At 62.2% G+C, this 26766-nt stretch carries 20 protein-coding genes; 8 read left to right on the top strand and 12 right to left on the bottom strand.

Annotated features, from left to right (window positions below):
- Window positions 1-70: 70 nt before the first annotated feature.
- Window positions 71-1081, bottom strand: a complete 1011-nt coding sequence (locus ACN0S5_RS11970; RefSeq protein ID WP_417208514.1) for a Bug family tripartite tricarboxylate transporter substrate binding protein — start codon at window positions 1079-1081, stop codon at window positions 71-73.
- A gap of 158 nt (window positions 1082-1239) precedes the next feature.
- Between ACN0S5_RS11970 and ACN0S5_RS11975 the strand changes: the two genes are divergently transcribed.
- Both ACN0S5_RS11975 and ACN0S5_RS11980 read left to right on the top strand, forming a co-directional pair.
- A complete protein-coding gene (locus tag ACN0S5_RS11975; RefSeq protein WP_417208515.1) occupies window positions 1240-2136 on the top strand; it encodes a LysR family transcriptional regulator in 897 nt (298 codons plus the stop codon).
- Window positions 2133-2603 carry a DUF3237 domain-containing protein gene (locus ACN0S5_RS11980; protein WP_417208516.1) on the top strand — a complete coding sequence of 157 codons (471 nt, stop codon included), beginning with the start codon at window positions 2133-2135 and terminating at the stop codon, window positions 2601-2603. The genes ACN0S5_RS11975 and ACN0S5_RS11980 overlap by 4 nt, the downstream gene beginning before the upstream one ends.
- Before the next feature lie 675 nt (window positions 2604-3278).
- Here the strand turns inward: ACN0S5_RS11980 and ACN0S5_RS11985 are convergent.
- From ACN0S5_RS11985 to ACN0S5_RS12005, 5 genes are all read right to left on the bottom strand, one after another.
- Window positions 3279-4163 (bottom strand): hypothetical protein, encoded by an 885-nt coding sequence (locus ACN0S5_RS11985; protein WP_417208517.1) that lies wholly within the window; start codon window positions 4161-4163, stop codon window positions 3279-3281.
- Between the two features lie 52 nt (window positions 4164-4215).
- Window positions 4216-5529, bottom strand: a complete 1314-nt coding sequence (locus ACN0S5_RS11990) for a TRAP transporter large permease (RefSeq protein ID WP_417208518.1) — start codon at window positions 5527-5529, stop codon at window positions 4216-4218.
- The gene (locus ACN0S5_RS11995; protein ID WP_417208519.1) at window positions 5526-6239 is read right to left on the bottom strand and encodes a TRAP transporter small permease; all 714 of its coding nucleotides are present in this window, start codon (window positions 6237-6239) and stop codon (window positions 5526-5528) included. The genes ACN0S5_RS11990 and ACN0S5_RS11995 overlap by 4 nt, the downstream gene beginning before the upstream one ends.
- 60 nt (window positions 6240-6299) lie before the next feature.
- Window positions 6300-7247, bottom strand: a complete 948-nt coding sequence (locus ACN0S5_RS12000) for a TRAP transporter substrate-binding protein (RefSeq protein WP_417208625.1) — start codon at window positions 7245-7247, stop codon at window positions 6300-6302.
- A 70-nt stretch (window positions 7248-7317) separates the two neighbouring features.
- Window positions 7318-8568: an NAD(P)/FAD-dependent oxidoreductase gene (locus ACN0S5_RS12005; protein WP_417208520.1), complete on the bottom strand. Its 1251-nt coding sequence runs from the start codon at window positions 8566-8568 to the stop codon at window positions 7318-7320.
- 102 nt (window positions 8569-8670) lie between these two features.
- On the opposite strand from ACN0S5_RS12005, the gene ACN0S5_RS12010 reads away from it, so the two are divergent.
- Window positions 8671-9591, top strand: coding sequence for a LysR family transcriptional regulator (locus ACN0S5_RS12010; protein ID WP_417208521.1), 921 nt, complete (start codon window positions 8671-8673; stop codon window positions 9589-9591).
- A gap of 9 nt (window positions 9592-9600) precedes the next feature.
- A complete protein-coding gene (locus ACN0S5_RS12015) occupies window positions 9601-10287 on the top strand; it encodes an aspartate/glutamate racemase family protein (RefSeq protein WP_417208523.1) in 687 nt (228 codons plus the stop codon).
- A gap of 120 nt (window positions 10288-10407) precedes the next feature.
- Here ACN0S5_RS12015 and ACN0S5_RS12020 read toward each other — a convergent pair whose 3' ends face one another.
- The 3 genes from ACN0S5_RS12020 to ACN0S5_RS12030 all read right to left on the bottom strand — a co-directional run bounded on the left by ACN0S5_RS12020 (window position 10408) and on the right by ACN0S5_RS12030 (window position 14699).
- Window positions 10408-12606: a TRAP transporter permease gene (locus tag ACN0S5_RS12020; protein ID WP_417208524.1), complete on the bottom strand. Its 2199-nt coding sequence runs from the start codon at window positions 12604-12606 to the stop codon at window positions 10408-10410.
- An 83-nt stretch (window positions 12607-12689) separates the two neighbouring features.
- Window positions 12690-13658, bottom strand: a complete 969-nt coding sequence (locus ACN0S5_RS12025; protein WP_417208525.1) for a TAXI family TRAP transporter solute-binding subunit — start codon at window positions 13656-13658, stop codon at window positions 12690-12692.
- Window positions 13659-13784: 126 nt separating this feature from the next.
- The gene (locus ACN0S5_RS12030) at window positions 13785-14699 is read right to left on the bottom strand and encodes a LysR family transcriptional regulator (protein WP_417208526.1); all 915 of its coding nucleotides are present in this window, start codon (window positions 14697-14699) and stop codon (window positions 13785-13787) included.
- A 203-nt stretch (window positions 14700-14902) separates the two neighbouring features.
- Here ACN0S5_RS12030 and ACN0S5_RS12035 point away from each other — a divergent pair, with 203 nt between their 5' ends.
- The 4 genes from ACN0S5_RS12035 to eno are packed head-to-tail and all read left to right on the top strand — an operon-like array spanning window position 14903 to window position 19987.
- Entirely contained in the window at window positions 14903-15976 is a 1074-nt protein-coding gene (locus ACN0S5_RS12035; RefSeq protein ID WP_417208527.1) for a tartrate dehydrogenase, read from the top strand.
- 2 nt (window positions 15977-15978) lie between these two features.
- Entirely contained in the window at window positions 15979-17238 is a 1260-nt protein-coding gene (locus ACN0S5_RS12040) for a glycerate kinase type-2 family protein (RefSeq protein ID WP_417208529.1), read from the top strand.
- A gap of 28 nt (window positions 17239-17266) precedes the next feature.
- A complete protein-coding gene (pyk, locus tag ACN0S5_RS12045; protein WP_417208530.1) occupies window positions 17267-18679 on the top strand; it encodes a pyruvate kinase in 1413 nt (470 codons plus the stop codon).
- Between the two features lie 18 nt (window positions 18680-18697).
- Window positions 18698-19987: a phosphopyruvate hydratase gene (gene eno, locus ACN0S5_RS12050; RefSeq protein ID WP_417208531.1), complete on the top strand. Its 1290-nt coding sequence runs from the start codon at window positions 18698-18700 to the stop codon at window positions 19985-19987.
- Between the two features lie 249 nt (window positions 19988-20236).
- On the opposite strand, the gene ACN0S5_RS12055 is transcribed toward eno, so the two are convergent.
- From ACN0S5_RS12055 to ACN0S5_RS12065, 3 genes are all read right to left on the bottom strand, one after another.
- On the bottom strand, window positions 20237-22309 hold the full coding sequence (locus ACN0S5_RS12055) for a VTT domain-containing protein (RefSeq protein ID WP_417208532.1): 2073 nt from the start codon (window positions 22307-22309) through the stop codon (window positions 20237-20239).
- A 4-nt stretch (window positions 22310-22313) separates the two neighbouring features.
- Entirely contained in the window at window positions 22314-24899 is a 2586-nt protein-coding gene (mprF, locus tag ACN0S5_RS12060; RefSeq protein WP_417208533.1) for a bifunctional lysylphosphatidylglycerol flippase/synthetase MprF, read from the bottom strand.
- A gap of 390 nt (window positions 24900-25289) precedes the next feature.
- A complete protein-coding gene (locus ACN0S5_RS12065) occupies window positions 25290-26738 on the bottom strand; it encodes an aldehyde dehydrogenase (protein ID WP_417208534.1) in 1449 nt (482 codons plus the stop codon).
- Window positions 26739-26766: the final 28 nt, after the last annotated feature.

A 26766-nucleotide genomic window follows, 5' to 3' on the forward strand; every position in this document is an offset into this window, starting at 1 on the left:
CCTGTTGCTGAGGTTAACATTTGGGAAGGGGGTGTCCGGCGGGCGCGGCCTTGCGCACCCGCCGAGAACGTCAGTGCGACAGGCCGAGCATCTCGGCCGTATCCTTCACCCGCTTGTCGGAAGAGACCAGCCGCGTGCGGCTTTCCCCGACGCCAAGGTGCGAGATCGGCAGCCGCATGGTGGTCAGCTGTTCCGAAATGTCCGGGTCCGTCAAAACCGCTTCGAACGCGGCGTTGATTTCGGCGACGATGCCTTCGTCCATGCCGGTCGGTCCCATCACCAGAAAATCGAGTCCATAGACCGTGTTCTCATAGCCCAGTTCCGCAAGAGACGGGAAACCGTCGGCGTTCGGGTCGCGACCGGGAGAGCCGGAGATGGTCCCCAGAACCCGGAGTTTTCCGGCCTGAACATATTGCAGCGCACCGGGGGTATTGACCAAAGCGGCGTCGATCTGGTGGCCTTGAAGCTGCACCAGCTTGTCAGCGTCGCTGCCCGCCTCGACGATGCGGAAACTGGCATCGCTGTCCATCGTCAAAAGCCCGGCCATAAAGTGGGTGGAGCCGCGAAGCTGTACGCCCAAGGTGATTTTGTTGGGCTTTTCTTTTGTCGCCGCGATCAGCTCTTCGACTGACTGGTAGGGGGCGTCCGCCGCCACCGCCAGCGAAAAACTTCCGGCGACCGGCATGGCCGCGATCAGGGTGAAGGCCTCCATCGGAGAATGCTGGTAGCCGCCGGTGTGATAGGTCGCAAGAAAGCTGGTGTGGTAGAACAGCAGCTTCAGCCCGTCGGGATCGGCCCCGCGCACCTGTTCGACGGCGATGGCACCGCCACCGCCGTCGACATTGACCACCGCGAAATCACCACCGGTTTTTTCGGACAGGGCCGCCGAGATCAGCCGTGCCGCGGCGTCGGTGCCGCCGCCCGGTTTGGCCGGAACGATCAGTTGCACAGTGCCGGACGGCCAGTCCTGCGCTTGCGCCGGACCGGATACCAGGCCAAGCGACAGCGTGCCAACGGTGGCAACTGCGGCAAGCTTCAGAAAGTTGCGCAGCGTGGTCGCTGGGCGAACAAGTCGTGTCATGGGGTTCCTCCGAATCTCCTCCATCTTCAAATTATTGGCAATTGCCATAGGGAAACAATTCTTTATGGTGGGATGACATAAGGGATGCTTATGTCTTGACGTTATCGGCCTCTGTCCTGCTTTCGCGTTTTCAAACGCGCCTGAAGCTTCGTCACCTGATGGCGCTGACCGCCCTGTGCGAGTTGCGCAGCATGGGCCGCGCCGCAGAGGCCATGGGCATGTCGCAACCAGCGATGTCGCAACTTGTGGCGGAACTGGAACGTCTGCTGGAAACGCCTCTGTTCCGCCGCCATGCCAAAGGCGTGGACCCGATGCCCTCTGCGCTGGACCTGCTCCCTGTGGCACGGCGGATCGCGCTGGCCGCCGAAGAAGGTGCCGAGCGCATCGCCTCACGCGGGCGTCAGGAGGGCGGGATGGTGCGGGTCGCGTCGACCGCTTCGGCGACGGGGGCCCTGCTGGACCGGGTCTTGCCAGCCTTCGGCGCCAGCCAACCCAACGTCCTGGTCTCGGTGAATACCGTGATTGCCCAGTCGCTCGACGCGTCGTTTTCGGGGGACGAATACGACGTGATCTGTTGCCGCGAACGGGACGTTGTGCCCGAAGGCTGGCAATTCCAGTCCCTGCTTCCCGACGATCTGGTTGTCATGGCCGGACCGACCCATCCGCTGGCCAGCAAACGCACCGTCAGCATGGACGACCTTGCCCGCGCAACCTGGGTACATCATCAGACGGCATCTCTGGCGCGCGATCAGTTCGACAGGCTGCGCGACCGCCTCGACTGGACCGATCTCAAGATGGCGCATGTCACGTCCCGCATCCCGCTGCTGAGTTGGACGATGCTGCGGGACGGCACCCTGCTTTCATTGCTGCCGCGCAGTGTGGTCATGCCCTGGATCACCACCGGGCAATTGATTGAGCTGGATGTCGGGCTTGATCTGGCGCTGGCCCCGATCGGGTATCATTGGCGCGCGGACCGGTCAGGCCCCGCGGCCCGCGCATTCTTTCAGGCACTGTCCGGTGCCTGCGCACCTCCAAAAGGAAACGACGAGACATGAATTTGTTTGACCGGATTGCCCCGACCGAAATTCGCCATCGGCTGCTTTGGGAAGCGCTCGTCGATGTGGACGAGACGCGTGTGCTGGGGACCGGTCCTCTCGGCGAACGCCGCATCGTGCCGATCCTCGGCGGCACGTTCCGGGGCGGCGCTGAAATGGAGGCGTTCCACGGCACGGTTCTGCCGGGCGGGGCCGACCGTCAACTGATCCGCCGCGACGGGGCCAAGGAGCTGGACGCACTGTACGAGATGGAAGTTGCGGACGGGACCGTTCTGACAATCCGAAACCGTGTCATCATCGACGAAACCTCCGCTGGTCCGCGCTATGCCATGTCCCGCATCGAGGTTATCGCCCCCGACGGTCCCTGGGCATGGCTCAGCAGACGCCTGATCGTAGGCACCTTGCAAAGCGCCCGCCCGGACCGCGCCGCCGTGATCATTCGAGGATGGGAGATGCGGGACACCTGATTTTGCGCCAAAGGTGGCGGGCCGGTTTTCTTGCAAAAAGCTCCGATGTTCCAACCCGATGAGGGTGTCCCCTTGCGAAACGCGCCGGGCCGCCAGAGGGCCATGGCAGACCGCCACACCATCCGACCAACGGGACCGGACTCCGGCCGGTGCACAGGGAAACGGTCACGCGCCGTGGCACGCTGACGATCTCGACCGTTCTGCAAACGGGTCGGGACGTCGCCTCGCAAAGTCGGGACGTCGCCTCGCAAAAATGCCCTGCGTGGCAAGGTCGCCACCGCTGGGGTCAGGGTGCGCCGCGATGCCCAGCAGGCTGGAATATACCTTGGCCGCGCTCTCTGGCATGTAACTCGGGCGGTTTGGTCGCGCAGGACGGCCGGAATGGCGTCTTGAACGGCTATACGAAAGCCGTGGCACGCCCCCGCTCGGGCCAGTGAAATGCCTGGCCATTCCCAGATGTGTGCAACAGATCGGATCGTCCGCATGGCGGTCTCAATGGGCGCTTTGCGGCAATCCGCCCCCGGTCCTCGCGGGCGACTTTCAGGCATTCGCAACGGTGCGCAAACGCGGGGCACATAGTTCGCGAGGCCGGCACTTGGTCCGGGTCGCGTCCGAAACGCCGATGGCGACCTGAGCGCCGCCGACCCACAGGCGTGACCTCAGTGGAGACCCGCGCTAGAGCATCCGGTTCTGCCGGAAAACCGGACGCATGATGATCGGAGTGAGATACATCGGGAATTGGTAACACCCCAGAAACATCAGGAACTCTTCGGACTGGGTGGCACTCGACGCGACAAGGAACAGCGCAACGTTTCTGTTTCCCGCAACTAAGGCGTTGGGGGCAGCGTTTTCGCCCATTCCAAAGAACCGCAGGGCCACATAGGCCAGCAGTTGCATCCCGAAATTCGCGCCCGTCGCCACAACCATCCAGCCTGCAAGATGCCATGGCGCGGCAGACAGCGCGGGCGCAACGGCGCTCATCAGCCCGATAACAATCACGACCAAGGCGAGCGATGTCACGCCGTCAACGGCTTGCAGCTCGGGCGTGCTCATTTTCGGCCTGAGAACCGCGCGAAACGCAAAGGCCAATGCGACCACAGCGGTGATCGACAGTCCAAGCCGCAAGCCTGCCTCGATTGCGCTGTGCAGGCTGCCCAGCACCGGCGAAACCCAGAAGATCGGAATGAGGGTGAGCGGCAGGATCAAAGTGCCAAGTATCAGCAGCCGGAATGCTGGTTCCGGTTTATGGCCAAGCATGACCGACATGTTCGGGCTGCCTGTGACGGACGGAGCCGCGAGCATGAGCGTCAGCGCGATGGCCACGGCGCTTTGTGCCATTCCGAACAGCGCAAAAAGCCCGACACAGACCAAAGGCAGCGCCACCTGATAGGCCAGCACGACGCCGAGCGTCTCCGCTGCATGACCCAGCCCTTGCCGGGCAGCGGGCAGCCCGACGCGAAACGCCGTGAGGAACAGCAGGACCAGGACCAGTTCGCCAAGCCATGGGCGCATGGCCAGCGCCGCTTGCGGCAGAAGCAATCCGGCAGCAAGCCCGGCCACCAGAACAAAGCGCCCGTGACGCGCAAAAAAACCCAGTAATGTGAGCAGCGGTTTAGCCTCCGGGGCCTTTTCGGATGTTGTCCGGCAACCATGTCGCCAGTTCTGGCCAGACCACCAGAATGACCACCATCAAAAGCATGAGACCCACCATTGGGATGGCTGTTTTGGCGATATAGCCAATCTCATGGCGGGTCATCCCTTGCAACACAAACAGGTTGAACCCGATGGGCGGCGTGACTTGCGCGGTTTCGATCACCACAACAAGGAAGATACCGAACCAGATCACATCAATTCCGGCGCTTCGGATCATCGGTTCGACAATCGCCATTGTCAGGACAACAGAGGACAGCCCGTCCATGAACATGCCGAGGATCAGGTAGAACACAGTCAACACGGCAATCAGCGCCACCGGTGACAGGTTGTAGCTGTCGATCAATCCAGCAAGGGCACGCGGCAGTCCGGTAAAGCCCATCGAAAGCGACAAAAAGGCGGCGCCCATCAGAATGAAGGCGATCATGGCAGAGGTTTTCGTGGCCCCCATGAGGGCCTCTTTGAACGTCGTCCAATCCAGCGAGCCTTGCATCGCTGACAGGGCAAGCGCCCCGACCACCCCGACGGCAGCGGCCTCTGTTGCGGTGGCAAAGCCCAGATACATCGACCCGATGACAACGATCACCAGCCCGAATAGCGGCAGCAGAAAGCGGCTTTCCGCCAGACGTTTGCCCAGCGGCATGGCGGGCTCCGGCTCGGGGCGCTGGTCTTTGTAGATGACGTGCCAGAACACGATATAGAGCATGAACAGCCCCGCCAGCACGAGGCCCGGAAAGACACCCGCCATAAACAGCTTGGTGATGCTTTCATTGATCGTGACGCCATAAACGATCAGTGTGAGCGATGGTGGGATCATCAGGCCCAGTGTCGCGGCCCCCGCCAGCGTTCCGATGATCATGAATTCCGGGTAGCCGCGCTTGCGCAACTCGGGGATCGACATTTTGCCAACCATGTTCAGCGTCGCCGCGGACGATCCCGAGACTGCGGCAAAGATCGTGCATCCTGCGATGTTGGTGTGCAGCAATCCACCCGGCAAGAACCGCATCCAGGGGGCCAATCCGCGGAACATGTCCTGCGATAATCGGGTGCGATACAGAATCTCTCCCATCCAGATAAACAACGGCAATGCCGTCAGGGTCCAACTGGCGGACCCCGTCCATATGGTTGTGATCATCGCATCGCCCGCAGGGCGCGATGTGAAAAGCTCCATGCCGATCCACGCGACGCCCATCAACGCAAGGCCGATCCAGACCGATCCCCCCAATAGCGCAAAGAGAACAAACAAAAAGATCGCTGTTGCGTAAATCTCGCTCATTCCAGAACCTCCCCGTGAATTTGACTTTCCCGCAAGGCAAGGAGGCGGGTGAGGTAATCCCATATCGCGATGGCCAGCAGAACGGTGCCGATCGACATAGGCAACTGTGGCAGCCATACAGGTGTGTAGACCCATTCGGGGCCAGTTTTGTCCCACAACTCCGCCCATTTGGCAGGCGAAGTCGCGAACATAGCAAAGATAGTCAGCACCCATTCAGGGACCAGATCCTGCCCCTGTGTGCGATCGTTGAGCATCTCGGACATGATGTTGGTCTTGATTGCGTAGCGGGCGAAATAGGTCGCGGTGACAGCCGCAATCAGCATGGCCACCGCGTCGAGCCAGAATTTGGTGTGCTCATTGAGGTTGAGCAAGACCGAGACACGGATATGCCCGCCCTGGGTGAGGGTATAGGCCAGCGCAAAAAATGAGGTCGCGGCCATTGCATAGCCCGCGTATTCGGTCGATCCGGGAAAGGTAAGGTTGGACCACCGCGCAATCATCTGTCCGATGATCAACAGCAGGATCAACACCATAAAGCATGCGGCAAGGATACCTGCGGCCTTGTAGACCCTGTCGAGCAACCGCCAGACCGGCGACAAAAGCACAGCGGCTTTGGGGCCCCGCCACAGGCAATAAAGGGCCAGCAGCGTTGGAAAAACGAACAGCCATACCCATAAGGGCAGCCCCAGAAACGGTTGCCAATCTCTCATAAAGCTTCCCCGGAATGATTTAGGGCGGCCCTCCGTCACAAAGGGCCGCCGTCATGGCCTTTAGTTGGCCTCGTAAGCGTCGAGGATGGCCTTTGCATCGTCGCCTGCGGCCGCGATCCAGTCGTCCTTCATCTTGGCGCCGATGCGCTCAAGCTCTGCAAGGAAATCGGGGCTGGCCTCTTCGACCGTCATGCCGTTGGCTTCAAGCTGTTCGAAGTACCAGTTGGCAAGCTCGGCGGATTTCGCCGCGCAGGCCGCGCCGGTTTCGTCAGCGGCTTTCTGGACGGCGGCCTGAGTTTCTGCGGACAAGCCGTCCCAGATCCCCTTGTTGACCATCACATAGTTGCGCGGGTGCCATGCGTTGACCTTGTAGTAATGGCTCAGGTGCTCCCACACCTTGCGGTCATAGCCGGTGGACCCGGACGAAATGAAGGCTTCCGCCACACCGGTCGCCAAGGCCTGGCTCAGTTCTGCGGCTTCGACCTGTACGGGGATCATGCCCAGTTCTTCGGCAAAGGTCGCGGTGGCCGTGTTGTACGACCGGAACTTTACGCCTTGCGTATCGTCAATCGAATTCACGGCCTTGTTGAAATAGAAACCTTGGCCCGGCCACGGGCAGGTGTAGAGCGTGACAAGGTTCTGATCGGCCAGTTGGGCGTTCACCTTGTCTTTGGCCGCTTGCCAAAGCTTTTCATTGGTCTCGTAGCTGGCCGCGACAAACGGCACATTGTCCCAGCCCAGTAGCGGCGTTTCATTGGCATGTGCGGACATGAACCGTTCGCCGATCGGGGCCTGACCGGTTTGCACGGCGCGCTTGATCTCCCCCCCTTTGAAAAGCGAGCCGCCCGGATGGATGGTGATGTCGATCTCGCCCCCGGTGTATTCGCGCACCTTGTCCGCGAACACGACGCCCATTTCCGAATGAAAATTGGTTGCCGCGTAGGCCATGGGCATGTCCCATTTTTCGGCCAAGGCTGCGGTGCCCGCGATGGCAAGCGCTACCGCCATCGCGGTTGTGCTGAGTGTTGTGGTGACGGCATCCATTTTGTCTCTCCCTGAGTTTGTGCACGTTTCTTGGTTAACGGCCCGCCGTAAAGCGCATCGGCGCAAACGGGCGCATATCGTGGTTGGAATGGGCCTGCGCGATCATGTTGGCCACAAGGCGGCCGGTCTTCGGACCGCCCGTCATTCCGATGTGGTGGTGCCCAAAGGCCGTAAAGACACCGGTTTCGCCAAGCTGACCGATCAGCGGCAGGCTGTCAGCGGGTGCCGGGCGAAAGCCCAGCCACTCTTCGTCGCTGTCATAAGTGAGGTTTGGAAACGTCTGCTGCACCTTGCGGCGCAACAGGTTCAGCGGGGCCTTGGAAGGTTTTTCGTTGAGACCGCCAAACTCCACCACACCGGCGCAGCGCAGACCTTGCTCCATCGGCGTTGCCACAAATTTGCCTGCGGTCAACATCATCGGATTGTTGGGTTTCGTGCTCGGCCCTTTGAAGAGGATGTGATAGCCGCGCTCTGCCTCCAGCGGTACGTTGAGGCCCAGTTTCTGCATCAATGGCTTTGACCAGACGCCCGACGAGATGACCGCCTTGTCGCAGGGTATGCGCCCGACATTGGTGTCCACGGCGCTCACCTGCCCGCCCGAAAGCTCAAAATCCTTGACCTCGGCCTGCATAAACTTGCCCCCCGAGCCTTCGAACAGCTTCACGAGGTCTTTGACATATGCGCCGGGGTTCAGGATGAACCCGTGGTTCTTGAGAACCGCCAAAAACCGGGTTGTGCGGCCCAGGATCGGTTCCGCCTCCTGCACGGCGTCCCCTTCGAGGAACGAAGGCGCAAAGCCTGCTTCGCGGCGCAAAGCCCAGGCAAACCCATCGGCCTCAAACGCCTTTCGATCCGGGTAGGCAAAGCTGTACTCGCTTTCCTGCACCCACTTTGCGGCATCGGTTCCGGCCGTCAAAGCCTGATGTTGCTCCAGACTGTCCGCAACGATCGTTGTGAGCCCTTGGCTGATACGTCGCGTGTCAGCCTCATTGGCGTGCGACATGTATTTGATCAGCCACGGGACCAGTTTTGGGAAGTAGCCCCAGCGCATGAAAAGCGGAAAATCCGGATCGGCAAGGTATCCGGGGCTTTTCCGAAGCAGGCCCGGTCCGGTCACGGGCACGATAGAGCAACTCGCAAGTATGCCACCGTTCCCAAAGGAGGCGCCCATGCCGGGCGCGCCCTTGTCCAGAAGCGTGACCTCATACCCAGCGCGGCGCAGCCAAATCGCTGTTGACGCGCCGACGATGCCGGCACCGATGACCACAATATGCTCAGATGACATCAGGCGGCTTTCCCTCAGGGTTGGGGCCACGCTAACAATCAGTTGGTATCATTTCCAATATTAAATTATAGCATTGGCATCACTTGAAATGATGCAGGGCGCATGCGACTTCGTTTCAGACAACTTCAGGCCTTTCATGCCATCGTTGAGGCCGGCACCGTGACCGGTGCCGCCGAAGCGTTGGGAATTTCGCAGCCGGGCATTTCCAACTTGCTGTCCCAGCTTGAACGCGAGACCGGCCTGACCTTGTTCGAGCGGTTGCACAGTCGCCTTGTCCCGACGCCCGAGGCAGAGCTTTTGCACCGCGAGGTCGACACGATGGTCCGAGGGCTGGACCGCGTTACGCAAACCGTCGTGGACCTGCAAAACAAGCAGGCGGGGCAACTACAGATCGCGTCGCAACATTCGATCTCTTTCGGGTTTGTTCCCAAGATCATCGCCGAGTTTTCAAAGAACAAACCGGACATGAACATTTCGTTCCAGTCGCAGTACAGCTCAAAAATTCAGGAATGGGTTTTGTCGGGGCTTTTCGAAATCGGCATAACGGAAATGCCCATTTTATATGATACCCTGCATTATTTCCCGCTTCAGGTCGAAACGCAGATCGCACTGCACAGGGACAACCCGCTGACCCGCCATGATGTGCTGACACCAGAACGTCTGAAAGATGCGCCATTTCTTGTGATGGGGGCGGATCACATCACCCAGCGGCGATTGCGCGAGACCTTTGAACGCGCCGACATACCCATGAAGGCAAGGGTGCATTCGCATCTGTTCAAGAACCTTCTGGCCTTTGTGAAAGAGGGCATGGGGGTCGCGTTGATAGATCCTTTCGGTCTGGAGTTTGACCATGACACCCGCTTTGTCGCGCGCCGGTTTGAACCGCCGATCATGATGGACATGGCCGTGATCACTTCGGGCACCCGCCCGCTTTCACAACTGGGCAAAGAATTCCTTGCGCTGCTGCTGGCGGAACTCCAACCCTACACGGCGGAAAAAAGGCCGATCGTGCGCGCAAGATAAGGAGGCGGTATGTCACAAGCCCCCATTGGCATCCTCATGCTTGAGACAAACTTTCCCCGTCCGCCGGGGGATATCGGCCATCAGGACACTTGGACCTTTCCGGTTCTGATGCGCAAAGTTGGCCGCGCAAGCGCGCGCAAAGTCGTCTTGGAAGATCCACGCGACCTGCTCGACGATTTTGTTCAGGTTGGGCGCGAGCTGGTCGCCGAAGGCTGTATCGGGTTGGCAACCTCCTGCGGATTTCTGTCGCTCATGCAGGCAGACCTCAAAGAGGCCTTCGGTGTGCCTTTTGCCAGTTCCCCCCTCATGCAACTTCCGATGATCGAGGCGCTGCTGCCAAACGGCCAGTGCGCCGGGGTTCTGACCGTTTCGAAGGAAAGCCTCAGCGCTGCGCATTTCTGCGCCGTGGGCGCGCGGCCCGACACGGATATGGCAGGTCTGCCCCGCGACGGCGCATTCGCAAGCGCAATTTTCGAAGATCTCCCCTCAATGGACTTTGAGGCTTGCCGCCGAGAGATGATTGAGGCCGGTAAGACGCTTGTAACATCCGCCGAGAACATTGGTGCGATTGTCTTGGAATGCACCAATATGGCCCCCTATGCCGCTGACGTCTCCAAAGCAACCGGGCGTCCCGTCTATTCTGTTGTCAGCTTTCTCAATTGGTTCCACGCGGGTCTGGTCCCGCCCCGGTTTTGAAACACCGCCCGTTTGACCTGAGTCCGCCGGGCAGAACGCACGCATTCCAACTGCGACCTCCCCGATCTTTTTGTCATTGGCGGCGACCGATTGATACCGGTCGCCGCGTGACTGCGCAAATCAGTCCTTGCCGTGTGCTATCGCCTCAGCCGTCACCAGTTTTTTCTGATAAAGGAACAGCACGACAGCGATCGTCAGCCCGACCAGGTCCGTCACCAGTCCCGCGTCCAACATGCCCAGTGCAGCGGCAATCAGCAGGATGCGGGGAACCCATCCTATCCGCCCGAAGAACCACCCGATGATCCCCGACGAGAGCAGATAGATACCCAGCAGCGCGGAGACGAGCACATGAGCGGTATCCACCCAATCGCCTTGCAACAGCAGCGCGTCCGAGAAGAAGAACATATAGGGCACGACGAACGCGGCGAGGCCGATGCGAAAGCTCTCGACACTGGTCTTCATCGGGTCCGATTGCGCCAGCGCCGCGCCGGCATAGGCGGCCAGCGCCACCGGCGGTGTGATGGCCGACATCACCGCAAAGTAGAAGATAAAGAAGTGCGCGGTGAGCGGTTCGATCCCCAGATTGATCAGACCGGGCGCGATGACCGATGCTGCAACGGCGTATGCTGCGGTCGTCGGCATCCCCATGCCAAGAATTACAGCAACCACCATAGAGAACATCATGGCCAGCAACTGCGACTGGTCAGCGATCCCGAGAAGCAGTGCCGAGAACCGCGTGCCGATACCCGTCAGGGCAATGACACCGACGATAATGCCTGCCGCAGCGCAGACGGCGACCAATTGGAACACCATGCGCGCGCCGACATCGAGGGCCTGAAACAACTGCTTCGGTCCCATCCTGTGCGGGGTCAGCCAGGACACGACAGCCGCTGTGATCATCGCCAGAGTGCCGCAGCGAATGACCGAATAGCCGACAAAGAGCGCCCAGATCAGAACAAGGATCGGCGCGAACAGATAGGCCTGCCGCATCAGCGCGCCGAATTTGGGCAGCGCAGAGCGGGGCAGCCCGACCATCCTGAACTTCTGCGCCATCAGGTCGACCATAAAGAAGATCGACGCAAAGTAGAGGATCGCCGGGATCAGGGCCGCCCAAATGATGTCGGTGTAGGGGATGCCCGTGATTTCGGCCATGATGAAGGCACCGGCCCCCATGATGGGCGGCATGATCTGACCGCCGGAAGACGCCGCCGCCTCGACCGCCGCAGCGGTTTGCGAGCGGTAGCCGACTTTCTTCATCAGCGGGATGGTCAGACTGCCGGTCGCCACGACGTTGCCCGCCGAAGTGCCGTTGATCATTCCCATCAGGCCGGAGGCAAAGACCGCGACCTTGGCGGGGCCGCCGCGCTTGTGCCCGGCGGCTGCGAAGGCCACGTTCACAAAATATGCCCCGACGCGCGTTTCCTGAAGGAACGCGGCAAAAACCACGAACAGGATGATGTAGGTCGAGGAGATCGCGATGGGTGCGCTCAGGATGCCGTTATCTGTCACGATGTAGGAAAAGAACCGCTTGGGCGTGTAGCCATTATGGCTCAGGATTCCCGGCAACCAGGGCCCGGCGAAAGCGTAAAGCACAAACACGCTTGCGATGATGACAAGGGCAAGGCCCGCCATCCGGCGCACGGCCTCAAGGATCAGGATCACCACCACGATGGCCGCCCACATATCCGACGGCTGTGCCATCGGCATCCCGGCCCGCATCTGGAGCGCGCGGGCAAAGAAGATGACGTACCCAACCGACGCGACCGTTGCGATCGCAAGCAGCACATCTGCCGGACCAAAGCGGTCGATCCGGTGATCCGCGAAGATCCAGCCATGAACCACGGCCAGCACCGTGCCGACCAATAGCGGAATGCCAAAGCTTGTGAGGACCCAGGTCGGCGGCTTGGCAGAGCCGAATATCCACCAGTTGCCCCAGAGCACGGCCATGGCAAGCGCGCCATATAGCACCGCGGCGGCGGCAACGACCAAGAGGCCCAGATTGGCGGCGCTGCGGTCTGGCCTGGGCTTGCCGGCTTCGACGCCATGTGCGCCGAACAACAAGAGCCCCAGCGCAAGCCCCCCGCCGACGTGCAACAGGCGGTAGGTCCAGGTTTCGAGGGGATAGAGGTTCATCACCATCAGGTGAAACAGCGTGTAGGCGGCGCAGGCGGTTGCGAAGATGTAATTGCGCCTGCCGCAAAAAATGCGCTGATTGCTGGCGGGGGGGTCTTCGTCAACAGCGGCGGTCGCTGTGATCGGTTCGTCGAATTCGGCGGGCGATTCCGATGAAGGAATGTCACCGCGAGCGGATTGTGTCATGGCATCACCGGACTAAAGTGGGTTTGCGCGGACTCACGGACCGACCGGGTCGGCCCGTGTGTTCGAAAGATGCAGAGCAAGGTTCAGCGCAGGTCGGCCGGGATCGTGATGCCGATTTCCTCGTAGTAGCGGACCGCACCGGGATGGAAGGGCATGAAGTTGTTCTTGTCCCAGTTCTCGGCCAGCGTTTCGACCGCCGAGGCGTGGATCTGCTGCATCCGCGGATTGTTCTCAAGAACCAGCTTGGTGATCTCGTAGGCCAGGCTCTCCGGCAGCGCCTTGTTGGCGATGGCAAAGTTCCACATGGCGACCGAGGGCACATCGGCGTCCTGCCCGTTGTAGGTTCCGGCCGGGATGGTGAACCGCTGCATTGTCGGCACCGCGCCGGTGAAGGCTTTGATGTTGTCTTCGGACAGCGGCAGGAAAGTCACGTCGTTCTCGATCGCCAATTGGCTGAAGGCACCGGTGGGCAGACCGGCGGCATAGACAAAGGCATCGATCAGCCCGTCACCCAGTTGACCCGCACCGTCGGAGGCCCCGGCAAAGCTGGCCCTGACATTCATGCCCGCACTTTCAAAGTAACGCTGCCAGTAGGTTGCGGACGTCCCCGAAGCCGGCCCCATATTGACCCGTTTGCCTTCAAGGTCTTCGATGGACCCGATGCCCGAGCTTGCAAGTACCACGGCCTGAAGCGGCGTCTGGTACATCGGGAACAGGGCGCGCAGGTTCGCGGCCTCCATCCCCGGCATCAGTTCGCTTTGTCCGGCAATGGCTTCCTGAGCGGGGCCCATGGTCGAAAAGCCCAAAAGGGTCTCGCCGGTTTCGACCAGCGCGACGTTCTGCACCGGTCCGCCGGTGACTTCGACACTTGCCCCCACGCTGAGGGTTTCACCGATCAGCGACGCAAGTCCAGACCCCCAGACGAAATAGGCACCGCCCTGCGATCCCGTGGAAATGCTCAGGCTTGTCGGCCAGTCGGCGCGGTCTTGGGCGACTGCGGGCAGCGCCACAACGGCGCCGGCAAGGATGGTTGCGATAGCGGTCAGTTTCATGGTTTTTACTCCTCCCATGTGCGTCTCCGGCAGCGCACCTGAACGGTACGCGGCCAATGACGGCGACCATGATGGGGAGGGCGGCGCGGCTCAATGCGCGCAAGATTATATTCAGAATCGTTATTATCAGGCGCTGTCTTCGATGGCCTTCAGGTTCTTGTCCAGCGTGGACATCAAGGCGTCGCGCTGGGTGTCCCGTGTCCCTCTTGTCCACGCAGCGGCCAGAATAAGCTTTGACCGGGTTGTCCCCTCCCGCATGGCAAGGGGAACAAACGTGACGTTTGGCACCGAAATTCGGGCAGTCCATCGCGGCACAATGGCCAGCCCCGTCCCGGTCGCCACCAGATTGACGATGGTGTGCTTTTCTTCGGCGACCTGCGCTATGCGCGCCGTCAACCCCGCGTCAAGGAACAGCTTGATCGTCAGATCATGGGAATGCGGGCGCGACCGGCGGTCGGGGACAATCAGCGGCGCATCGGCCAGATCCTCGATCGAGATGGCCGCCCGGTCCGCCAACGGGTGATCGGTCGGAAGAGCAACAACCGCCGTCTCGAAGAACAGCGTCCGGAAATTGATCCGGGGGTCCCGAATGTCAGGCGGTCGGCAAAAGGCGATATCCAGACTGCCGCTCAGCAACCTTGGCAGGAGATGAATCGTTTTCTGTTCGAACAGTTGCACCTCGATGTCCGGATGCTCTTCGCGCAGATACTTCAGCAGTTGCGGCATCAGGCCGGCGGCGGCACTGTCAATGGTCCCGACCTTCAGGACCGGCGTCTCGGATTTTCGTATCGACCGGACTTTCTCTTCGAACAGTTCGGCCTGGGCGACCAGCGCACGGGCGTCTTCGAGAATTGCGGCTCCCGCTTCGGTCAATGCCACATTGCGCGTTGTCCGCAGAAACAACCGTGTCTCCAGACGATCTTCCAGAATCCTGATCTGCCGCCCAAGAGACGCGGGCAACATGTCGAGCGTCTGGGCAGCGCGACCGAAATGCAGAGTGTCGGCCACCGCCAGAAAGCTCTTGATCTGATTGATGTCCATGTCCCACCTCCAAGGCCGACACTATATCACGATTGTATATAATCATAGGCGCATTGAGTGACGACACCCGTCCCTCCTAGGGTCCGCAGGTGATCGCCGGTCAGGCGTTGCACGACGAGGAGCATTCGGCAGGCCCGACGGCGCTGCCCTCTTCATCGGCACGCCGGACCAGACTTTGATGTCATGAGGAACGGATAACAGCCATGAAAAACTACAAGATCGCCGCAATACCCGCCGACGGCATCGGCCCCGAGGTCATCGCGGCAGGGCTTCAGGCTCTGGACGCGCTGGCGCGTCGGGACGGCGGTTTCGCGCTTGACGTCACGCACTTCGATTGGGGGTCCGAGCGGTACAAGAAGACCGGCGCGCTGATGCCGGAGGATGGGCCGCAGCAGCTCAGGGATTTCGACGCGATTTTCTTTGGTGCCGTCGGCGCGCCCGACGTGCCGGACCATGTCACGCTCTGGGGCTTGCGGCTGCCGATTTGCCAGGGCTTCGACCAATACGCCAACGTCCGCCCGACCAAGATCCTGCCCGGTATCACCTCGCCGCTGGCCGGTGTCGGAACCGGGGATCTCGACTGGGTCATCGTGCGTGAGAACTCCGAGGGCGAATACTCGGGCCACGGGGGCCGCGCGCACAAGGGGCTGCCCGAGGAAGTCGGCACCGAGGTCGCCATCTTCACCCGCGTCGGCGTCACCCGGATCATGCGTTATGCCTTCAAACTGGCACAGTCGCGCCCGCGCAAGTTCCTGACCGTTGTCACCAAGTCGAACGCACAGCGCCACGGCATGGTGATGTGGGACGAGATCGCCGCCGAGGTCTCGAAGGAATTCCCGGACGTGACCTGGGACAAGATGCTGGTCGACGCGATGACCGTCCGGATGGTCAAGAACCCGCAAAGCCTGGACACTATTGTTGCGACCAACCTGCACGCCGACATTCTGTCCGATCTTGCCGGTGCTCTGGCGGGCAGTCTGGGCGTTGCCCCGACCGGCAACATCGACCCCGAGCGCCGCTATCCGTCGATGTTCGAACCGATCCACGGATCTGCCTTCGACATTACCGGCAAGGGCATCGCAAATCCCGTCGCCACCTTCTGGACCGCCGCGCAGATGCTGGAGCATCTGGGTGAGACGGCGGCGGCGACCCGTCTGATGCGGGCGGTGGAAAAGATCTGTGAGGACGGCATCCTGACACCTGATGTCGGCGGCACCGCCAATACGCAGCAGGTCACTGATGCGGTCTGCGAGGCCATTCGCAGCGAGAACATCTGACCATGACGAACAATGACGCCCGAACGCTCCTGCGGCGAATGCTGGACGCCGCCATCGCGGCGGCCGATCCCGCCACGGTCCTTGCGCGGCACCTGCCGGAAAAGCCCGCTGGCCGCTGCATCGTATTGGGGGCAGGAAAATCCGCCGCCTCGATGGCGCGGGCGGTCGAACTGGCCTGGCCGGATGTCGACCTCTCGGGCGTCGTTGTCACACGCTACGGCCATTCGGTTCCGACCGACCGTATCGAGGTCCGCGAGGCCTCTCACCCGGTGCCGGACAGCGCCGGGGCGGAGGCGGCGCGGGACATCCTCGCCCTTGCCCGCTCGGCCAACCCTGAGGATCTTGTCCTCGCGCTGATTTCTGGCGGCGGCTCGGCCTTGATGACCCTGCCCGCGCCTCCCTTGACGCCAGAGGACAAGGCCAAGGTCAACCAACTGCTGCTGACGTCGGGTATGGCCATCGAAGACATGAACAAGGTGCGGCGCAGGCTTTCGCTGATCAAGGGCGGCGGGCTGGCGCGGGCCGTCGGCGCGGCCCGGCTGGTGACACTGGCCATCTCGGATGTGCCGGGCGACGATCCCGCCGCCATTGCGTCCGGCCCGACCGTGCCCGACCCCACCGCCGACGAGGACCTGTCGCATCTGGTCGCGCGGCTTGGTCCGTCCCTGCCCGCCCCGGCGCGGGACATTCTGCTGGCCCCGACCCCGGCCAAGCCCGTCTTCCCGGTGGACTACCGCATGATCGCGACGCCGCAGATGTCGCTGGAGGCGGCAGCCGAGGTCGCCCGCGCGGCGGGCGTGACCCCGCTGCTTCTGGGCGATGCGCTGGAAGGCGAGGCCCGCGAACTGGGCGTCGTCATGGCAGGCATGGCCCGTGCCGTGGCGACCCACGGCACGCCCGTCGCCGCCCCCGCTGTCCTGCTTTCGGGCGGAGAAACCACCGTCACCATCGGCGACCGGAAACCCGGACGCGGCGGCAGGAATACCGAATACCTGTTGTCGCTCGCGCTGGCGCTCAATGGACACCCGCGCATTCACGCTCTGGCCGCCGACACCGACGGGATCGATGGCACCGAGGATGCCGCCGGCGCCCTGATCGGGCCCGACACGTTGGATCGCGCCCGCGCCACCGGGCCCGATGATCCGCGCAAGATGCTCTGGGCCCATGACAGCTATACGCTTTTCGACGCGATCGGAGACCTGATCCGCACCGGACCGACCCTGACAAACGTCAACGATTTTCGGGCGGTGCTGGTGCTCTGACACCCCTCTGGACTTGGAAGGAAACTCGATGATCCGCAATCGGCGGGCAAAGATAATTGCCACCGTGGGACCGGCCAGTGCCGCGCCCTCGATGCTGCGCTCTCTTTTCAACAAGGGCGTGGACACCTTTCGGCTGAATTTCAGTCACGGCGACCACACGGGCCACGCGGACGTGATCCGGGCAATTCGTGCGCTCGAATCCGAGGTCGGCGTTCCCATCGGTATCCTTCAGGACCTTCAGGGGCCGAAGATCCGTCTCGGGCGACTTGCGGGCGGGTGTCGCGTGCTCAACCGGCACGAACACGTCACCTTTGCGCGGGCCGAGACCACGGACGACATCGCGGAACTGCCGCTGCCGCACGACGAAGTGTTTTGCGCCGTTGAACCCGGCCATCGGCTGTTCATCGACGACGGTCGGGTGCGCTTGCGCGTTGTCAGCAAAACCGCGGATCGGATCGAGGCAGAGGTGCTTGAGGGCGGCACCCTCAGTGATCGGAAAGGCGTCAACCTTCCCGACACAGTGCTGAACCTGCCGGTACTGACCAAAAAGGATCGCGCCGATCTGGCGTTCGGGCTGTCACAGGGCGTTGACTGGGTGGCGTTATCCTTTGTCCAGCGTGCCACGGATCTTGACGAGATCCTGCCATTGATCCGGGATCGGGCCGGATTGATCTCAAAAATCGAAAAGCCCTCTGCTCTGGACGAGATAGAGGCCATTGTCGCAAAATCCGATGCGATCATGATTGCGCGCGGCGACCTTGGGGTCGAGATCCCGACCGAAGACGTTCCGGGCCGACAGAAAGACATCATTGCCCTGTGCCGCCGCGCATGTCGCCCGGTGATCGTGGCAACGCAGATGTTGGAATCGATGACCGCGTCGCCCACGCCGACCCGTGCCGAAGCGTCGGATGTGGCCACGGCGATCTATGACGGCACCGACGCGGTCATGTTGTCCGCCGAAAGCGCCACAGGGGCCTTTCCCGCCGAGGCTGTCGAAGTCATGGATCTGATCATCCAACGCACCGAAGCACACAACGCCTATGCCCGCAGCATTGCCGCCACACGCGAACCGGCAACGGACCCGGCGGATGCCATCGCCGACACCGGGGCCACGCTGGCCTGCGCGCTGGCGGCGCGTTGTCTGGTGGCCTATTCCATGAGCGGAGCCACCGCCCACCGTGTCGCCGCCCGTCGACCGGCCCTGCCGTTGATCGTGGTGACACGCGACGTTCGCGTCTCTCGGCGCATGGCGCTGCTCTGGGGCGCGCGGTCCGTTTTGGAGACGGCCGCACTCGACTATGACAGCATGGTGTCGATGGCGCGCGAAGAAAGCGCGAACCTGATCGAGGCCGCGGCGGGCGAGACATTCGTGATCCTTGCCGGCGTGCCCTTCGGGCAAACCGGAAGCACCAACAACATCCGCGTCGCGACATATCGCTGAACCATCGGAGGCCGGAGAATGAGCCGCATATTCAAGATCCACGCACGCGAAATCCTCGACAGCCGGGGCAATCCCACCGTCGAGGTCGATGTGATCCTCAAAGATGGCACCATTGGCCGCGCCGCGGTGCCATCCGGTGCCTCGACCGGAGCCCATGAGGCGGTCGAGATGCGCGACGGCGACACATCCCGTTTTCTTGGCAAAGGCGTGCTCAACGCCGTGTCCAATATCAATGGCGAGATCGCGCAGGCGCTGGTCGGGATGGACGCCACCGAACAGGAAAAGCTGGACACCGTGATGATCGAGCTTGACGGAACCCCCAACAAGGGCCGCCTCGGCGCGAACGCCGTTCTCGGTGTCTCGCTGGCCGCCGCCAAGGCCGCCGCCGCGTTTTCCAAACTGCCGCTGCACCGCTATGTCGGCGGTGCCGCCGCCCGCGTTCTGCCGGTGCCGATGATGAACATCATCAATGGCGGCGAGCACGCCGACAATCCTATCGACATCCAGGAATTCATGATCGTGCCGGTCAGCGCGGACACGATCCGCGACGCGATAAGCATGGGTTCCGAAGTGTTCCACACGCTGAAAAAAGACCTTTCGGCAGCGGGCTATAGCACCGGCGTCGGCGACGAAGGAGGGTTTGCGCCCAATATTTCGTCCACCCGCGACGCGCTGGATTTCATCTTCAGGGCCATCGAGAAAAGCGGCTACAAACCCGGAGAGGACATCCACCTCGCGCTCGATTGCGCCGCGACCGAATACTATAAGGGCGGCAGGTACGAGATGGCCGGTGAAGGCAAATCGCTTTCGTCAGAGGAAAACGTCGCCTACCTTGCGGCGCTCTGCGGCGATTATCCGATCCTTTCGATCGAGGACGGCATGGCCGAAGACGACTGGGACGGCTGGAAACAGCTCACCGACAGGCTTGGCACGACCGTTCAGCTTGTGGGCGATGACCTGTTCGTCACCAATCCCACCCGCCTCGCCGATGGCATTCAGCGGGGTGTCGCCAACGCGATGCTGGTGAAGGTCAACCAGATCGGTACGCTGTCGGAAACGCTCAAGGCGGTGGAAATGGCCCACCGCGCGCGATACACCAACGTCATGTCGCACCGCTCTGGCGAGACCGAGGACGCAACCATTGCCGATCTCGCGGTCGCCACCAACTGCGGCCAGATCAAGACCGGTTCTCTGTCGCGGTCTGATCGTCTGGCGAAATACAACCAGTTGATCCGGATTGAAGAGCATTTGGGCACAACCGCCGAGTACGCGGGTCGGTCGGTCCTCAAGAGGGGGTTTGTGGCATAGGTCGGTTGAATCTCCGGCAACGAACCAGACCGTTCGCCGGGCTTCATGGCAACGCCGGAACCGACCGGCTGCCGCTGGGCCATCCGCGCCGGGCGCTGCCGACAGCAATAGGTTTCGGGACACGGGTTCCTTGAAAAGCCTCCTGTCTGGGCCCCTTCGGACCTCGATCCAAGATCCGTGAGCGCACGGATGACAGGCCAATTCCCGAAAACGTCCGACGCGCTTTCTAGCTTGAGGCAAGGCGCGACATTATTGATTGAGCGTAAGCGCCCAAAGGTCCCGCGTCGGTGTCGACCGACCGTCTTGGCGTTTTGCCATGGGTCCGACCTGGGCAAGCGTGCCCGCCCCGCGCGCCAGAAGCGCCTGCACCAAAGGGTCACGCGCGCTGGTATCGGTCGCGGTGGTTTGGCTGGGCGTCCCATTCTCCGCGCCGTCCGGACCCACCGTCGCAACATAGGCGCGAAGCCCGTCGCCGGTGATGTATTGCGTGCGCCAAAAGCGGGCTTTCGGGACTGCCGAAGACGGATGGTCGCCGGACGCCTGCCGGACAAAAGCAAGATCGTTCGCTTGCCCGCGCCAGAAATGCGCCACGGTTGCAATGGTCGGATCCTTGCTTGTCCCGACTGCGGCGAAAAGCGCGTCAAGGACAAGACCGGGCGTCGGCGGGCGGGATGCCGACCAGCCCGTGGCAAGAACGGCCTTGGACAGGGCGGCATCGTCCCCCGCAAAGACGATCAGTCCAACCGGATGCATCGGAGTTCCCATCAGAGTGTCCGTTGTCAGTGGCAGGTCATCAATGGCGGCCAGGATTTCCGCGGCGGGCAGAATTTGATCGGCGGTTTGCACGGGCACAATGCGGGGATGGTCGTCGCGCAAGACATTCAGGCCAGCCACTCCGACCAACGCTATGGTCAACGCGACACCCGCGATCCGCACCGCTCCCCCGACCGGACGGATCGCGCTGGCGTCGCGCGGCAGGCGCCATTCGGCTACGGCGATGCCGACCGTGAGCCACAGCGCCCCGACCAGCCATCCATTCAAGACGTCGCTGAGGTAATGTTCGATCAGGTAGATCCGGCTGAGACCAATCGCGAACGCCACAAGGCCCGCCAGCAACAGCGCGGTTTCCGCCCGCACCCGCCCTGCCCGCCAGAACACATACAGGATCATTCCATAGACGGCGACTGACGCTGCCGCATGGCCGGAGGGGAAACTGCCAGACGTCTCTACAAATACCCCGAGAGGAGAACGCGGTCGTCCGAAGGCGACTTTCAGTGCCGCGACAGACACCGTGTTGCCGAACACAGCCACCGCCAGCCCCGCCGCCAATGCGCGGCGTCCCTGGATTCCAAGCCAGATCAGCACCGCAGCAAAGACAGGCAGAACCGATTGCCATCCGCCAAAAGCGGTGACACCTGCGGCAAACCGGATCGGACCCGGTGCCTGAAAGTGATGGATCAATTCCGCAAGACGCACGTCGATCCACAAGAACGGATCGCCGGCGAGGAACTCGAAAACGAAATCGAGCCAGACGGCACCAGTATAGACAAAAATGACCGCCAGAAGGCTGAGCGTCAGACCGGAAAAGACCGTTCGGTCGACCCTCGCCTGTAGCCATTGCGCCGCCTTGGGATGCGCCTCGATCCGGCGCCGCACCGTTGGAATGTCGGCAAGATTGCGAAACGCGGCGGAGAGGACCGCCCACGCCAGCGGCAACAGTCGCAGCACCGAGTAGAGCGTCGCCCAGAGCACGGCCAGCGCCAGCAGGACGATGCCGGTCAGAACGGCGACCCGTGTGAGAGATCCCCCCAGCCGTCCCATCACATCGCCAAGAAAAAACCCTATCGACACATGCACCAGCGCATACGGAATACTGCCCAGAACGTTCCAGATCAGGAACTGGCGCCTGTTCATCCCCGCCATACCCGCAGCGAGTGGAACAAGACCCGCGACCGGGCCGAGAAACCGGCCAATGACCAATGCCATTCCGCCATGGCGCTCGAACAGCCCCCGCGCTCGGGCAAAGGCGGCCGACGCTCCGATGCGCCGCCGACCCGGCAGCCGGTTCAAGGCGAGCTTGCCGGTCCAGTAGCTGATCTCGGAACCAAGGACAGAACCGAGCGCCACGAACCAGGCGAGATCGAAAAAGTCCAGCAGGCCGCGTTGCACGAGGATGCCACCCGCATCCACGATCAGCGTTCCCGGCACGACAATCCCTGTCAGAAAGAACGATTCCAACATCGAAGCAAGCCCGATGAGCCAGTACCCCAAGACGCCAAGCGACTGCAACGAGGGCAGAATTTGATCGAGAGAATAGGTCATCCGGTCACTTCTCGATCAATCCACGCGCGGACCCGGCGATCAGCAGGGCAACTTCCCCCATTGGACGCATGGGCGACACATTGGGAGGCAGAGCCAGATAACGGGGGTGCCAGTCCGGCTGAAACTTTTGCTTGAAGGTCCGCAGGCCCTCGAAATTGTAGAACGCGCCACCGTGGCGATAGATCAAGCGCCCGAACCGGTTCCAGGATTTCGAGACCGAACGCTCGGACAGACCTGACAAAGGTGCGGTGCCAAGGCTGAAGGTATCGGCACCGCGCGCCTTGTAGTGCTCGATCAAGCTGAGAAACATGTATTCCATAAGGCCCGAAGCGTCCTCGGGCAGATACCGCATCAGGTCGACGGCGACACGCCGCCCGCCGGATGCCGCCATGATGTTGGCGAACGCAACGACGCGGCCGGATTTGCGCACGACGGCGATGTCGAACAGCGCCAGATACGCGGGATCGAAATGCCCCACCGAAAAGCCTTTCTCGCGGCCGGTCTTGCCGCCTAGCCATGCATCCGAGATCGCGCGCAGGTCCGCGATCAGCGCGGGATCATGCGGCGGGGACTGCAGTTCGCAGTCGAAACCGCCCTTTTGCCGCTTGTTATGCGCCGAACGCATGGCCTTGAACCGTCCGCCCGCGAGGCTGAAGTCGGAAAGCTGAACAACCGCTTCTTCCCCGATCTTGTGCAAGGTCAGCCCAAGTTCGACCCAAAGGGCAAGATTGCGCCCGCTCACCTCGTAAAAGACGGGGCGTCTGTTTGCTCGGGCGGCCTGATCGGCAAAGGACCAGGCAAGAGCCTCGAACTCTTTTGGGTCTCCGACCGGATCGCCCAGTGCGATCCACGATGCGCCGCGAACCGCATACATGATAAAGGCCCCGCCGGTTTCGGAGAACAGAAAGCGCTTGTCTCCTGTCTGGCTGAGCCATGCCTGTGGATCGTCCCCCTGTCGACACAACGAAGCCGCGCGGGTCAGGGTGTCCGCGGCGGTATCGACAGGTGAATTCCATCGGATCGGGCGGGTCAGCAGATAGACCCCGAAAAAGAACAAGACCGCCGTGGCCGCCAATCCCGACCGCAAGGCGCGCGGCGTGGTCGAGTCGGGCGCGAATTCTGACCACAGGTCGGTCGAATAGGGAACGGCCTTGTGCATGAAAAAGAAGAACGCGGCGGTGGCGGCCCCGGCACCGACAACCGTCACGAACCATTGCGGCTCAAAGACCCCGGCGGTGAGCCGACCCGGCCGGTCGAACGCGTTTCGGAACGGCAGCAAGACAAGCGCCCCGATCAACAGGAACGCCGCATTTTCGAGGCCGAAATCGTTCAAGAGCGAAGCAACGGCCCCGACCATCAAAGCGCCGATTGCGAACCACCATGCGGAAGACACCCTGCGCGCCAGTCCATGCGATGTGATGATCAGCGCGACACCCGCGACCGCAGATGCGATCGTTCCCCCCTCAAGGACAAGCACACCGACGAAGTCGCCCTCGGCGATGGCGCTCGCCCGGACGGAGGGGATCATCGTCACCAGTAAAAGATAGGCCCCGAACCCGAAAGCGACGACAGCGACCAGACCGGGTGACAGGCCGTGGAGCGTCGCTATGGCCGGCTGCATCGCCGGTACACGTGCCAGCAGACGAGACCCGAACCCGCTTGCCAGTCGGGCCTCGTTCAGCGCCACCAGCAGAAACGCCAGTGCAAACGGCACAAGGTAATAGACAAGCCGGAACAGCAACAATGCAGCGGCCGCATCACCGACGGGCACCGATGCCGGCAGCGTGCCGATGACAACGGTCTCAAAAACGCCGATGCCGCCGGGAACGTGGCTGAGAACGCCAACCATGGTGGCGGCGGCATAGACCGCGACGAAGGTTGCATACTCGGGCTTGCCCGCAGGAAGAAGCACCCAGAGCGCGAAGGACGCCGCGGCTATGTCGATCAAGGTGACGCAAAGTTGTCCAGCGAGGTCGGCGGGCGGCGGCAGGCGCAGTTGATGCCCTCTGATGCCGATGCTGCGCTGGGTGGCAGACATCCAGCCGATCAGCAGAACACTGATTACGGTGACGGCCGCGGCGGCAATTCGGATGGTCCCCGGCGCATAGGGCAGCCAAGCGCCAGCGGCACCGGGATGCACAAAGAGCGCAGCCACGCCGACAAGCGTCAGGCCGGTCCCGAGGGCGACAGCGATATATCCTGATACCGCGGCGACCTCGAAGGCGTTCAATCCGAAGGCAGAGTAGATCCGGTAGCGAACTGCGCCACCCGAAACGACGCTGACGCCAATGGTGTTGCCGAAAGCGTAACCAAGAAAACCGCCAAGGGCGACAACGCCCCGGTCGAGCGAGCGACCGATAAAACGCAATCCGAACCAGTCGTAGAAAATCAAAGCCACATAGCCGATTGCCGTGGCTCCAAGGGCCGCGCCAAGAGCGAACAGAGGCGTCGACCTGATTTGCGCGGCGACATCAGCCGGGTTGACCGGCTTCAGGAGGTGATAGAGCGCGTAAAGACCCGCAGCGAAGAGCCCGGCACCCAGAGCGATGGGAGCCACACGTCGCACAGATTGAAGATTCAGACGCGCCATCCCGCACTCCGGTCGCTATAAAACGTTCGGTTGTCCGGATGTGCCTACCCTTTGGGGACAGCCTCTGAAAACCGCAATCTCTCCGGACGCAGGTTTCTGGCCGCATTACTCGTCTTGGAAAAACAATATGCGGGCACCCCCGCCGCGTGTTTGAGGCAGGCCCTGAGACCTGCCATAGACCCGCCCGCGCCAAGGCAGCCACGTTATGCGTCGCAAGACCATGATCTTGCGTCCCGCCGCCTGCGTTGGCCCGCTTTTGCGAAACGGCAGGACGCGGCCCGTCGCCGCGATCAAGTCAACCGCCCGGACTGTTCAGCCACGGATGGGGCGGTTGCGGCACCGGGAATGCACAGCCCCCGAACAGCCGCAAACCACCCCCGTGTGCGCCACCTAAATCGGATAGTGTGGCTGGCCGTCCTGCATGGTGATCCAGCGCAGTTCGGTGAATTCATGGACGCCCCAGATCCCTCCGAACCGTCCATAGCCCGAGGCTTTGACCCCTCCGAATGGCATTTGCGCCTCATCGTGTACGGTCGGGCCGTTGATGTGGCAGATGCCGCTCTCGATCCGTTTGGCAACGGCAAGGGCCGCCATCGTGTCTTGGCCGAAGACGGCAGAGGACAGGCCAAAATCGCTTTCGTTGGCGATGCGGACGGCCTCATCCACCGATCCTGCCCGGATGATTGCAACGACAGGGCCAAAGCTTTCCTCTGTGTAGATGCGCATGTCCGGCGTGACATGATCAAGCGCCGCCGCATTCAGCATTGTCCCGTGACCCCCACCGGCGATCAGGGTCGCCCCCTTGTCCACGGCGTCGGCGATCAGGGCCTCGATCCGCTCGGCTGCGGCCTTGTTGACGAGAGACCCCAGAGCGGTGTCGCCTTGGCGCGGGTCGCCTGCGCTCAGGCTTTGGACCTTGGCCGTAAAGGCCTCTACGAAACGGTCGCCAGCCTCTCCCACCGGGATAATGCGCTCTGTCGACATGCAGATCTGACCTTGGTTCATGTAGGCACCAAAGCCCGCCGCCGCGACCGCCGCGTCGATATCGGCGTCTTCGAGAATGATCATCGGGGCCTTGCCGCCCAGTTCCAGCAGGGCAGGCTTGAGGTGGCGCCCGGCCAGTTCGCTGATGACCCGCCCGACGCGGGTGGAGCCAGTGAAATTCACCCGGCGGATCGCAGGGTGTTCGATCAGGGCCTCGACGATCTGCGGCGCTTCGTCCGGATCGTTGGAGATGGCGTTGAGCACCCCGGCAGGCAGACCGGCCTCGGCCACCGCCTCGACAACCAGCGCGTGAACGCGGGGGCAAAGTTCAGAGGTCTTCATCACCACGGTGTTGCCGCAGGCCAGAGGTGTCGCGATAGCGCGCACCCCAAGGATAACCGGGGCATTCCACGGCGCCATTGCCAGCACGACGCCCGCCGGCTGGCGGATCGCCATGGCGGTAGAGCCGGGGCGGTTGGAGGGGATGACTTCGCCCTTGATCTGGGTCGTGAGCGAGGCCGCCTCGATCAGCATGTCGGCGGCCAGCATGCAGTTGAACCGGGCCCATGCCTCGGTCGCGCCGATCTCATCCTTCATTGCCTGCACGATGTCGTCCGCGCGGGCCGACAGGTTTTCGGCGGCGGCCAACAGCTTTTTGCGGCGCTCACCCGGCGAGGTGACGGACCACGCGGCAAACGCCCCCGCTGCCGCATCGACCGCCTTGGCCACGTCGGACAGCGAAGCGGCTGCGGCCTCTGTCACCACGTCGCCGGTGACCGGGTTGGCGCGGGTGAAACTGCGGCCCCCTTCGGCAGAGACATAGGCCCCGTTGATATAGAGGTTGAGCTTTTCCATGTGGGTCTCCTGTTGCCTCGTCTGCGTG

The organism is Antarctobacter sp., assembly GCF_048262615.1.
In the GTDB taxonomy this organism is placed as follows: Bacteria; Pseudomonadota; Alphaproteobacteria; order Rhodobacterales; family Rhodobacteraceae; genus Antarctobacter.

Bases quoted from the DNA above. Each gene is read 5' to 3' on its own strand.
- ACN0S5_RS11970 (WP_417208514.1), bottom strand. From the start codon at position 1,081: ATGACACGACTTGTTCGCCCAGCGACCACGCTGCGCAACTTTCTGAAG.
- ACN0S5_RS11975 (WP_417208515.1), top strand. From the start codon at position 1,240: ATGGCGCTGACCGCCCTGTGCGAGTTGCGCAGCATGGGCCGCGCCGCA.
- ACN0S5_RS11980 (WP_417208516.1), top strand. From the start codon at position 2,133: ATGAATTTGTTTGACCGGATTGCCCCGACCGAAATTCGCCATCGGCTG.
- ACN0S5_RS11990 (WP_417208518.1), bottom strand. From the start codon at position 5,529: ATGAGCGAGATTTACGCAACAGCGATCTTTTTGTTTGTTCTCTTTGCG.
- ACN0S5_RS11995 (WP_417208519.1), bottom strand. From the start codon at position 6,239: ATGAGAGATTGGCAACCGTTTCTGGGGCTGCCCTTATGGGTATGGCTG.
- ACN0S5_RS12000 (WP_417208625.1), bottom strand. From the start codon at position 7,247: ATGGCGGTAGCGCTTGCCATCGCGGGCACCGCAGCCTTGGCCGAAAAA.
- ACN0S5_RS12005 (WP_417208520.1), bottom strand. From the start codon at position 8,568: ATGTCATCTGAGCATATTGTGGTCATCGGTGCCGGCATCGTCGGCGCG.
- ACN0S5_RS12010 (WP_417208521.1), top strand. From the start codon at position 8,671: ATGCGACTTCGTTTCAGACAACTTCAGGCCTTTCATGCCATCGTTGAG.
- ACN0S5_RS12015 (WP_417208523.1), top strand. From the start codon at position 9,601: ATGTCACAAGCCCCCATTGGCATCCTCATGCTTGAGACAAACTTTCCC.
- ACN0S5_RS12020 (WP_417208524.1), bottom strand. From the start codon at position 12,606: ATGACACAATCCGCTCGCGGTGACATTCCTTCATCGGAATCGCCCGCC.
- ACN0S5_RS12025 (WP_417208525.1), bottom strand. From the start codon at position 13,658: ATGAAACTGACCGCTATCGCAACCATCCTTGCCGGCGCCGTTGTGGCG.
- ACN0S5_RS12030 (WP_417208526.1), bottom strand. From the start codon at position 14,699: ATGGACATCAATCAGATCAAGAGCTTTCTGGCGGTGGCCGACACTCTG.
- ACN0S5_RS12035 (WP_417208527.1), top strand. From the start codon at position 14,903: ATGAAAAACTACAAGATCGCCGCAATACCCGCCGACGGCATCGGCCCC.
- ACN0S5_RS12040 (WP_417208529.1), top strand. From the start codon at position 15,979: ATGACGAACAATGACGCCCGAACGCTCCTGCGGCGAATGCTGGACGCC.
- pyk (WP_417208530.1), top strand. From the start codon at position 17,267: ATGATCCGCAATCGGCGGGCAAAGATAATTGCCACCGTGGGACCGGCC.
- eno (WP_417208531.1), top strand. From the start codon at position 18,698: ATGAGCCGCATATTCAAGATCCACGCACGCGAAATCCTCGACAGCCGG.
- ACN0S5_RS12055 (WP_417208532.1), bottom strand. From the start codon at position 22,309: ATGACCTATTCTCTCGATCAAATTCTGCCCTCGTTGCAGTCGCTTGGC.
- mprF (WP_417208533.1), bottom strand. From the start codon at position 24,899: ATGGCGCGTCTGAATCTTCAATCTGTGCGACGTGTGGCTCCCATCGCT.
- ACN0S5_RS12065 (WP_417208534.1), bottom strand. From the start codon at position 26,738: ATGGAAAAGCTCAACCTCTATATCAACGGGGCCTATGTCTCTGCCGAA.